The organism is Anaeromyxobacter sp. SG64, from assembly GCF_022690745.1.
In the GTDB taxonomy this organism is placed as follows: domain Bacteria; phylum Myxococcota; class Myxococcia; order Myxococcales; family Anaeromyxobacteraceae; genus Anaeromyxobacter; species Anaeromyxobacter soli.
In genome coordinates this window covers 1-7,656 of record NZ_JALCZB010000147.1, presented here as the reverse complement: position 1 = coordinate 7,656, position 7,656 = coordinate 1, and the positions used below count along the sequence as shown (strand labels likewise).

At 76.7% G+C, this 7,656-nt stretch carries 8 protein-coding genes and 2 pseudogenes; 8 read left to right on the top strand and 2 right to left on the bottom strand.

Going from position 1 to position 7,656, the window contains the following annotated elements:
- The 7 genes and pseudogenes from MNZ29_RS22970 to MNZ29_RS22940 form a co-directional block, all read left to right on the top strand.
- Positions 1 to 406 (top strand): annotated as a pseudogene (locus MNZ29_RS22970) (shikimate dehydrogenase (NADP+)); the annotation flags it as partial.
- Positions 403 to 1,548 (top strand): chorismate synthase, encoded by a 1,146-nt coding sequence (gene aroC, locus MNZ29_RS22965; RefSeq protein ID WP_242341320.1) that lies wholly within the window; start codon positions 403 to 405, stop codon positions 1,546 to 1,548. The pseudogene MNZ29_RS22970 and the gene aroC, both read left to right, overlap by 4 nt.
- Positions 1,529 to 2,026 (top strand): shikimate kinase, encoded by a 498-nt coding sequence (locus MNZ29_RS22960; RefSeq protein ID WP_242341321.1) that lies wholly within the window; start codon positions 1,529 to 1,531, stop codon positions 2,024 to 2,026. Before aroC ends, MNZ29_RS22960 begins: the two co-directional genes overlap by 20 nt.
- On the top strand, positions 2,023 to 3,192 hold the full coding sequence (locus MNZ29_RS22955) for a 3-dehydroquinate synthase family protein (RefSeq protein WP_242341323.1): 1,170 nt from the start codon (positions 2,023 to 2,025) through the stop codon (positions 3,190 to 3,192). The genes MNZ29_RS22960 and MNZ29_RS22955 overlap by 4 nt, the downstream gene beginning before the upstream one ends.
- Complete coding sequence (aroQ, locus tag MNZ29_RS22950) at positions 3,189 to 3,656, top strand: type II 3-dehydroquinate dehydratase (RefSeq protein WP_242341325.1); 468 nt, start codon at positions 3,189 to 3,191, stop codon at positions 3,654 to 3,656. Before MNZ29_RS22955 ends, aroQ begins: the two co-directional genes overlap by 4 nt.
- Before the next feature lie 113 nt (positions 3,657 to 3,769).
- The gene (locus MNZ29_RS22945) at positions 3,770 to 4,774 is read left to right on the top strand and encodes a glycosyltransferase family 2 protein (protein WP_242356929.1); all 1,005 of its coding nucleotides are present in this window, start codon (positions 3,770 to 3,772) and stop codon (positions 4,772 to 4,774) included.
- Positions 4,775 to 4,883: 109 nt separating this feature from the next.
- Entirely contained in the window at positions 4,884 to 5,969 is a 1,086-nt protein-coding gene (locus tag MNZ29_RS22940; protein ID WP_242356927.1) for a DUF4303 domain-containing protein, read from the top strand.
- A 66-nt stretch (positions 5,970 to 6,035) separates the two neighbouring features.
- On the opposite strand, the gene MNZ29_RS22935 is transcribed toward MNZ29_RS22940, so the two are convergent.
- Both MNZ29_RS22935 and MNZ29_RS22930 read right to left on the bottom strand, forming a co-directional pair.
- Complete coding sequence (locus MNZ29_RS22935) at positions 6,036 to 6,929, bottom strand: RluA family pseudouridine synthase (protein WP_242356925.1); 894 nt, start codon at positions 6,927 to 6,929, stop codon at positions 6,036 to 6,038.
- A 37-nt stretch (positions 6,930 to 6,966) separates the two neighbouring features.
- Positions 6,967 to 7,251: an FmdB family zinc ribbon protein gene (locus MNZ29_RS22930; protein ID WP_242341332.1), complete on the bottom strand. Its 285-nt coding sequence runs from the start codon at positions 7,249 to 7,251 to the stop codon at positions 6,967 to 6,969.
- Between the two features lie 144 nt (positions 7,252 to 7,395).
- Here MNZ29_RS22930 and MNZ29_RS22925 point away from each other — a divergent pair.
- Positions 7,396 to 7,656: pseudogene (locus MNZ29_RS22925) on the top strand (hypothetical protein); the annotation flags it as partial.

Sequence of the window (7,656 nt, the reverse complement as noted above, 5' to 3'; positions counted from 1 at the left end):
CGCCGCGCTGCGCATCGCGGCGCGGCGGGCGGACGCGGCCGAGCGGCTCGCGGGCGAGCTCGCTTCGCTCGTCGCCGCCTCGTCGCCGCCGCCCGTGGCGGTGCCGTGGGAGGCGCTCGCCGCCGAGGCGGACGCCGCCGACGCGATCGTGAACGGGACCTCGGTCGGGCTGCACGCCGAGGACTTGCCGCTGCCGCTCTCCGTCCGCGCCGGGCAGCTCGTCCTCGACTTCGTCTACGGCGACACCGCGCTCGCGCGCGCCGCGCGCGAGGCCGGCGCGCGGCTCGTCTCCGGCGAACGCGTCCTCGTCCGGCAGGGGGCGCTCGCCTTCGCGCTCTGGACCGGCCGCGCCGCGCCGGAGGCGCTCATGGCGTCGGCCATCGCCGCGCCCGGGAGGCCCTCATGACCATCCGTTACCTCACGGCCGGCGAGTCGCACGGGCCGGCCCTCGTCGCCATCGCCGAGGGCTTCCCCGCCGGGCTGAACATCGACTTCGACGAGGTGAACCGCGATCTCCGCCGGCGCCAGAAGGGCTACGGGCGGGGCGGGCGGCAGAAGATCGAGAAGGACGAGGCCGAGTTCCTCGCCGGGCTGCGCGGCGGCGAGACGCTGGGGGCGCCCATCGCCCTCGTCGTCTGGAACAAGGACCACGAGAGCTGGAAGGACCTCGTCTCGCCCTACGCCCGCGGCGGCCGCGTCTTCACCCAGGTCCGGCCCGGTCACGCCGACCTCGCGGGCGCCCTCAAGTACGCGCGCACCGACGCGCGCGACGTGCTCGAGCGCGCGAGCGCGCGCTCCACCGCGGCGACCGTGGCGCTCGGCTCGCTCGCGAAGCAGCTCCTCGCCCGCTTCGGCGTCCGGGTCTCCTCGCGCCTCGTGGCCATCGGCCCCCGCCTGCGCCACGTGGAGGAGCCGCCGACCGACGCGGAGCGCGCGGCCATCGAGGCCTCCGACCTGCACGTGGACGACGAGGCGGTCGCCGCGGAGTGGCGCGCCCTCATCGACGCGGAGAAGGCGCGCGGCGGCTCCATCGGCGGCGCCTTCGACGTCCACGCGACCGGGCTCCCCATCGGCCTCGGCAGCCACGTCCACCCCGATCGCCGCCTCTCCGCGCGGCTCGCGGGCGCGCTCTGCGGCGTCCAGGCCATCCGCGCGGTCGAGCTCGGGGACGGCACGCAGGTGGGCCGCTCCGGCCCCGACTTCCACGATCCCATCGCGTACGACCCCGCGCGCGGCTTCCACCGGCCGTCCAACCGCGCCGGGGGCCTCGAGGGCGGCATGACGGACGGCATGCCGCTCCGCGTGCGCGCGTACATGAAGCCCATCCCCACCATGCTCACCCCGCTGCCCACCGTGGACCTCGCGACCCGCGAGGCGACGCAGGCCCGCTACGAGCGGAGCGACGTGTGCGCCGTGCCCGCCGCCGCGATCGTCGGCGAGGCGGTGGTGGCGTGGGAGCTCGCGAACGCGTTCCTCGAGAAGTTCGGGGGCGACGCCATCGTGGACGTGGAGCAGGCGGTCCTCGCCTATGCCGCTCGGATCCGCTGAGACGCTCGCCCTCGCGGGCATGATGGGCTCCGGCAAGTCGACCGTCGCCGAGCTCCTCGGCCGGCTCCTCGGGCGGCGCGTGGTCCACCTCGACGACGCCATCGTCCGGGCGGCCGGACGCCCCATCGCCGAGATCTTCGCGAGCGACGGCGAGCCGCGCTTCCGCGCGCTGGAGCGCGAGGCGGTGGCCGCCCTCCCGGCGGGCGTCGTGGCGGACCTGGGCGGCGGGGCGTTCTGCGATCCGGTGAGCGCCGGGCGGCTCCTCGCGGTCGGCCGGGTCGTGTTCCTCGACGTGTCCGCGGCCGAGGCGGCGCGCCGGCTCTCCGCCGGCGGCGGCGACGCGGCCCGGCCGCTCGCGGCGCGCTGGCCGGAGCTCCTCGCCCGCCGCCTCCCCCTCTACCGCCGCGCCCACCTCACCGTCCCCGTCGACGGCCTCACGCCCGAGGCGGTGGCGCGGCGCATCCTGGAGTCCCTGTGACCGAGCTCGTCGAGGTGATCCCCGCCCGCCAGGGCGACCACGAGTACCCGGTGCGCGTCGGCTCGGGCGCGGCCGAGCTCGTGGGCGCGCTCGCCGACGAGCACGATCGGGTGGCGCTCGTCTCCTGCGCGCGGGTGCTCGCGACCCCCTTCGGCAAGCAGGTGCGCGCGCGGCTCGAGCGCGAGGCGCCGCTCGCCCTCGTGCACGTCCTCCCCGACGGCGAGCGCGGCAAGAGCCTGCGCGAGCTGGAGCGCGGCGCGGTCGCCCTGCTCCGCGCGGGGATGACGCGGCGGAGCCTCGTCGTGGCGCTCGGCGGCGGGGCGGTCACCGACGCGGCCGGCTTCCTCGCCGCGACCTACATGCGCGGCGTGCGGTGGGTCGCGGTGCCGACGACGCTCCTCGGCATGGTGGACGCGGCGATCGGCGGGAAGACCGCGGTGAACCTGCCCGTCGCGAAGAACGCGGTCGGCGCGTTCCACCCGCCGGAGGCGGTGCTCGCCGATCCCGCGGCGCTCGAGACCTTGCCCGCGCGCGAGGTCCGCAGCGGCAAGGGCGAGGTGATGAAGTACGCCGCGCTCCGGCCCGACCTGCTCGAGGCGTTCGGGCCCCAGCTCGCCGCCGCGACGCTCGACCCGCTCGTCATCGCGACCTGCGCGCGCATGAAGGTGGACGTGGTCGAGGCGGACCCTACGGAGCAGGGGCCGCGCAAGCTCCTCAACCTGGGCCACACCTTCGGCCACGGCGTGGAGGCGGCCGGGGCGTTCTCCCGCTACACGCACGGCGAGGCGGTCGCCGTCGGGCTCGCCTTCGCCTTCCGGCTCGCGGCCCGGCTCGGCCGCGTCGGCGCCGACGCCGCGACCGCGGTCGAGGAGCGCCTCGCCGCGGCCGGGCTCCCCGCCCGCGTGCCGCGCGAGACGGCCCGCGCCGCCCAGCGGCTCATGGCGTTCGACAAGAAGCGCGGCGACGGCGGGCTGCGCTGGGTGCTGCCCGTCGCGGTCGAGGGCGGGCGGTGGGCGGTGGAGTGGGACGTCGAGGCGGACGCCGAGGCGGTGGACGCCACCGTCGCCGAGATCGCGGCGCCCGCCCCGTCTCGCGCTTCGACTCGGAAGAAGGGGCGCGCTACGCTCGCGCGCGGCCGCAGCGCGGCCGGAAAGGCAGCCCGATGATCCTCCTCGTGAACGGCCCGAACCTGAACCTGCTGGGGGAGCGCGAGCCCGACGTGTACGGGCGGACCACGCTCCCCGAGGTGGAGAAGCTCGTGCGCGAGGCGTGCGCCGCCTGGAACGTGGAGGTGAAGGCGTTCCAGTCGAACCACGAGGGGGCGCTCGTCGACTTCATCCACGAGCACCGCAAGGCCGCGCAGGGGATCCTCCTCAACCCCGGCGCGCTCACGCACACGAGCTACGTCCTCCACGACTGCCTGAAGTCCATCCCGCACGTGCCGGTGATCGAGGTGCACCTCTCGAACATCCACGCGCGCGAGGCGTTCCGGCGGACGAGCGTCGTCGCGCCCGCCTGCCGCGGCCAGATCACCGGCCTCGGGATGCGCGGCTACCTCCTCGCCGCCGAGTGGCTGTGCGCCGAGGTCGGCGCCGTGCCGGTCGAGCGAGGCGGCGCGCCCAGGCTCTGATGGGACGGCCCGCGCCTCGCGACCGCCGCTGAGCCCCGGCGGGTCTTCGCCCGCCGTTCGCGGCGGCGCCCCGGCGGGCTCGCCTCGCTCATTCGCGCCTGCGGATCACCTGGATGCCTCGCCTCGCCGTCCTAATGCCCGCCCGCGACGCGGCCGCCACCGTGCGGGCGGCGGCGGTGTCCATCCTCCGCCAGAGCGAGCGCGATCTCTCCCTCGTGTGCGTGGACGACGGCTCGCGGGACGGCACCGCCGAGATCCTGGAGCGGCTCGCCGCCCGCGACCGGCGCGTCGTCGTCCTGCGCGGCCCGGGGGAGGGCATCGCCGGCGCGCTGAACCGCGGCCTCGCCGCCTGCGACGCGGAGCTCGTCGCGCGCATGGACGCGGACGACGTGGCCCACCCCGAGCGGCTCGCGCTCCAGCGCGCCGCGCTCGAGGCGGACCGCTCGCTCGCCGCCGCCGGCTCGCGCGTACGGCTCTTCCCGCGCCGCATCCTCCGGCCGGGCATGCTCCGCTACGCGGCCTGGCTGAACGGCCTGACGACCCCCGACGAGCTCCACCGCGACCTCTTCGTCGAGGCGCCGCTCGTGCACCCCGCCACCACCATCCGCCGGGCCGCGCTCGCCGCGGCCGGCGGCTGGCGCGACGGCGACTTCCCCGAGGACTACGACCTCTGGCTCCGCCTGCACGCCGCGGGGGGCCGGCTCGCGAACGTCCCGCGCACGCTGCTCGCCTGGCGCGAGGCGCCGGCGCGCGCGACGCGCACCGATCCGCGCTACGCCCTGGCGCGCCACGTGGCCCTCAAGTGCCACCACCTCGCGCGCGGGCCGCTCGCCGGGCGGCGCGAGGTGGCGGTGTGGGGGGCGGGCGAGACCGGCAAGACCTTCGCCGACGCGCTCCTCCGCGAGGGCGTGCGCGTGGCGCTCTTCGTCGAGGTCGACCGGAACAAGATCGGCCGGGAGATCCGCGGCGCGCCGGTCGTCGGCTACGGCGACGTGGCGCGCGCGCGGGGGCTCCCCCTGCTCGTGGCCGTCGGCGCACCCGGCGCGCGGGCGCTCATCCGGGCGGAGCTCGCGCGCGCGGGCTTCGAGGAGCTCTCCGACTACCGCTGCGTCTGCTGACGCGGATGGTCGCGTCGCCGCCCGGGACCGAACCCGACCGCTGCGGTCGCCGACGCGCCGGGGGCGGGATGGCTTCCCGGGCGAGGACGGGGCTACCGTTGCGCTCAGAGTGCGCGCGCCCGTCCACGTCCCCGCCGATCCCGCGGCCGCCTCCTTCGACCTCGCCGCCTTCCGGCGCGCGCTGACCGACCGGACCGCCGCCGCGGTCCGCGCGCTCCGCGAGCGCATCGGCTCCGAGACCCTCTACGCCTTCGCGCTCTACACCGACGCGGAGTCGGGCTACGCGTCGGTGCGCGCCTCGGCGAACACCGAGGAGGGGCTCGCCCGCGCCGCGACCGCCCGCGCGGCCGACGACCCGCGCTTCCGCGGCGAGGCGGGGCGCCGCCTGCTGCGCTGGTCGGCCGCCGACTGGGACTTCCACGACTTCGACGCGGGGGTCCGCGAGGTGGCGCTGCCGGACCCCGCCGGCCGGCGCGAGTCGCTGGACCGGGCGATCCTCACGGCCATGGTGGGCGCGCTCAGGTCGATCGACCGCGCCGGGCTCTTCGGCCGGGGGGCCGACCGTGCCTTCCTCACGGTGAACGTCCTCTGCCCGCACCCCTCGAGAGCCTTCTTCGTCAGGAACCTGCGCGCCCTGAACCCGGTGCCCACCGTGGAGCGCCACCTGCGGGAGACGGACGCTGCCCCGCTCGTGCGCGCGGTGAACCGCGCGCCGCGGCGCGAGCGGATGCGGATCTGGCTCGCGCTGTACGAGGACCTGTACATGGAGTGGAAGACGCCCATCGCCGAGGAGGCGCGGGCGCGCGGCATGTCGCCCTGGGACGTCGAGGCCGAGCTCGTGAAGTTCGGCCCCAAGGTCGTGCCGAAGCTCCTCGACCTGCTCGCCCACTACGGGTTCGCGCCCCCGTTCGACTCCGCCCGCGAGCTCGAGACGCGCGAGGTGTGGCTCGCCGGCAGCGCGCTCTTCCTCGTCCGGCGCATCGGGGCGGTGCCGGAGGGGCAGATCCACCGCATGCAGACGCTCGTCGCTGCGTTCGTCGAGCGCGACCGGCGCCTCAAGATCGCCTCGACCCTCGCCGAGAACACCGCCCGCGTGCTCCACGAGCTCCGCCCGCGGCGGTTCCCGGAGAGCGTCATGGACCCGCAGACGTACAAGCTCCTGAACCCGGAGCCGTTCCTGCCGCGGCGCCGCTGACGCGGCCGCGGGAGGGCACCGCTCCGCGCGAGGGACGTCGCGGAGGGGGGGCGGCGGGCCCGCGAGTCAGGGCAGCAGCGCGGCCTCCGCGGCCCCGAAGTCGTCCGGCACGGACGCCTCGAAGACGAGCCGCGCGCCGGACGCGGGGTGGGCGATCTCGAGCCGCCGCGCGTGCAGCATGACGCGCGGGATCGCCACCTCGCCGACGCGCCGCGGGCCGCCGTAGCGCGGGTCGCCGAGCAGCGGCGCGCCGAGGTGGGCGAGGTGCACGCGGATCTGGTGCGTGCGCCCGGTCTCGGGGCGCGCCTCGACGAGCGCGGCGAGCGGGCCTTCACGCAGCGTCCGGTAGCGCGTCACCGCCGCGTCGCCGCGCGGGTCCACGCGACGGAGCCCGGCGCGCGCCGGGTCCTTGCCGAGCGGCGCGTCGATCCGCCCCTCGGGCGGCGCGGGGGCCCGGGCGCACAGCGCGAGGTAGGTCTTCTCCGGCGTGCCGGTGCGGAACGCCTCGGCGAGCGCGGCGGCCGCGGCGGCGCTCCGCGCGAGCACGGTGACCCCGCTCGTCTCGCGGTCGAGCCGGTGGACGAGCGTCACCGGCGCGCCGAGCAGCGCGGCGACGAGTTCGGGCAGGGTGCCCTGGTCGGTCGTGAGCGTCGGCTGCGCGGGCACGCCCGCGGGCTTGTCCACCGCGACGAGGTCCCGGTCCGCGTAGAGGAGGCGCGAGCGGTCGAGCGCGCCGGGCGCGGGCGCGGAGCGGCCCGCCTCCTCGAGGTTGACGACCACCTCCTGGCCTTTGTGGAGGAGCTTGCCGGAGACCTTGCAGCGGCGTCCGTCGAGGAACACGCCGCCCGCGTCGAGCGTGCGCCGCGCGAGGCCGCGCGAGATGCCGCCGCGCGCGGCGATGAAGCGGTCGAGCCGCTCGCCCGCGTCCGCGGGGGCCACGGAGAGGGAGAGCCGCTTCATGTTTCGACGGGGGCTGCGCCCCCGCCCCGCCGCTCTGCTAGCACGCGCCGGCGCCCTGCTTGGCGGGGCAGGTCGCGCAGGCGTCGGCCTTCGGCTCCGGCTTCGACTCGGACTTGTCCGACTTGCCGGTGATCGCGGCGGAGTTCCGGCCGTTGTAGTCCGTGATGTAGAAGCCCGAGCCCTTGAAGGCGAAGGCGCTCGCGGACATGAGCTTCGTCACCTTCGAGCCGCAGACCTCGTGGATCTCCAGCGCCGGCGAGGACATCTTCTGCAGGTGATCGAAGCGCCCGCACTTGGGGCACTCGTACTCGTAGATGGGCATACCCGTGAATCTCCGACGGGGAAGCTAAATTCGGCGGAATCGCTGTCAAGCGACCGCCCGGCGCGGTAGGTGGGAGCGCCGCCGTCGCGAACTGGTTCGCGCTCGGCGCCCGTCGCCCGACCGGGTCGGAGGATGCCTTCTATCATGGACGCCCACCCGATGGATCTGCTGCCGGGCGAGCTCGACGCGCTCGGCGCCGCGCTCGACGAGGAGCGGTTCCGGCACGTCGCCGGCCTCGAGCCGGAGCCGGCGCTCGCCCGGCTGTTCGCCGTTCATCCGCGCGCGGCGCACCGCGACACGGTGAAGGCGCTGCGCGAGGCGGGGGACGAGCCGCTCGCGGCCCGGGTCGGCGCGCTCCGCGCCGAGCGCGCGGCGGCGGAGGACGAGGAGGCGTGGCGCGCCGCC

Coding starts and splice junctions, on each gene's coding strand:
- MNZ29_RS22935 (WP_242356925.1), bottom strand. CDS start 6,929: ATGAAGCGGCTCTCCCTCTCCGTGGCCCCCGCGGACGCGGGCGAGCGG.
- aroQ (WP_242341325.1), top strand. CDS start 3,189: ATGATCCTCCTCGTGAACGGCCCGAACCTGAACCTGCTGGGGGAGCGC.
- MNZ29_RS22960 (WP_242341321.1), top strand. CDS start 1,529: ATGCCGCTCGGATCCGCTGAGACGCTCGCCCTCGCGGGCATGATGGGC.
- aroC (WP_242341320.1), top strand. CDS start 403: ATGACCATCCGTTACCTCACGGCCGGCGAGTCGCACGGGCCGGCCCTC.
- MNZ29_RS22930 (WP_242341332.1), bottom strand. CDS start 7,251: ATGCCCATCTACGAGTACGAGTGCCCCAAGTGCGGGCGCTTCGATCAC.
- MNZ29_RS22945 (WP_242356929.1), top strand. CDS start 3,770: ATGCCTCGCCTCGCCGTCCTAATGCCCGCCCGCGACGCGGCCGCCACC.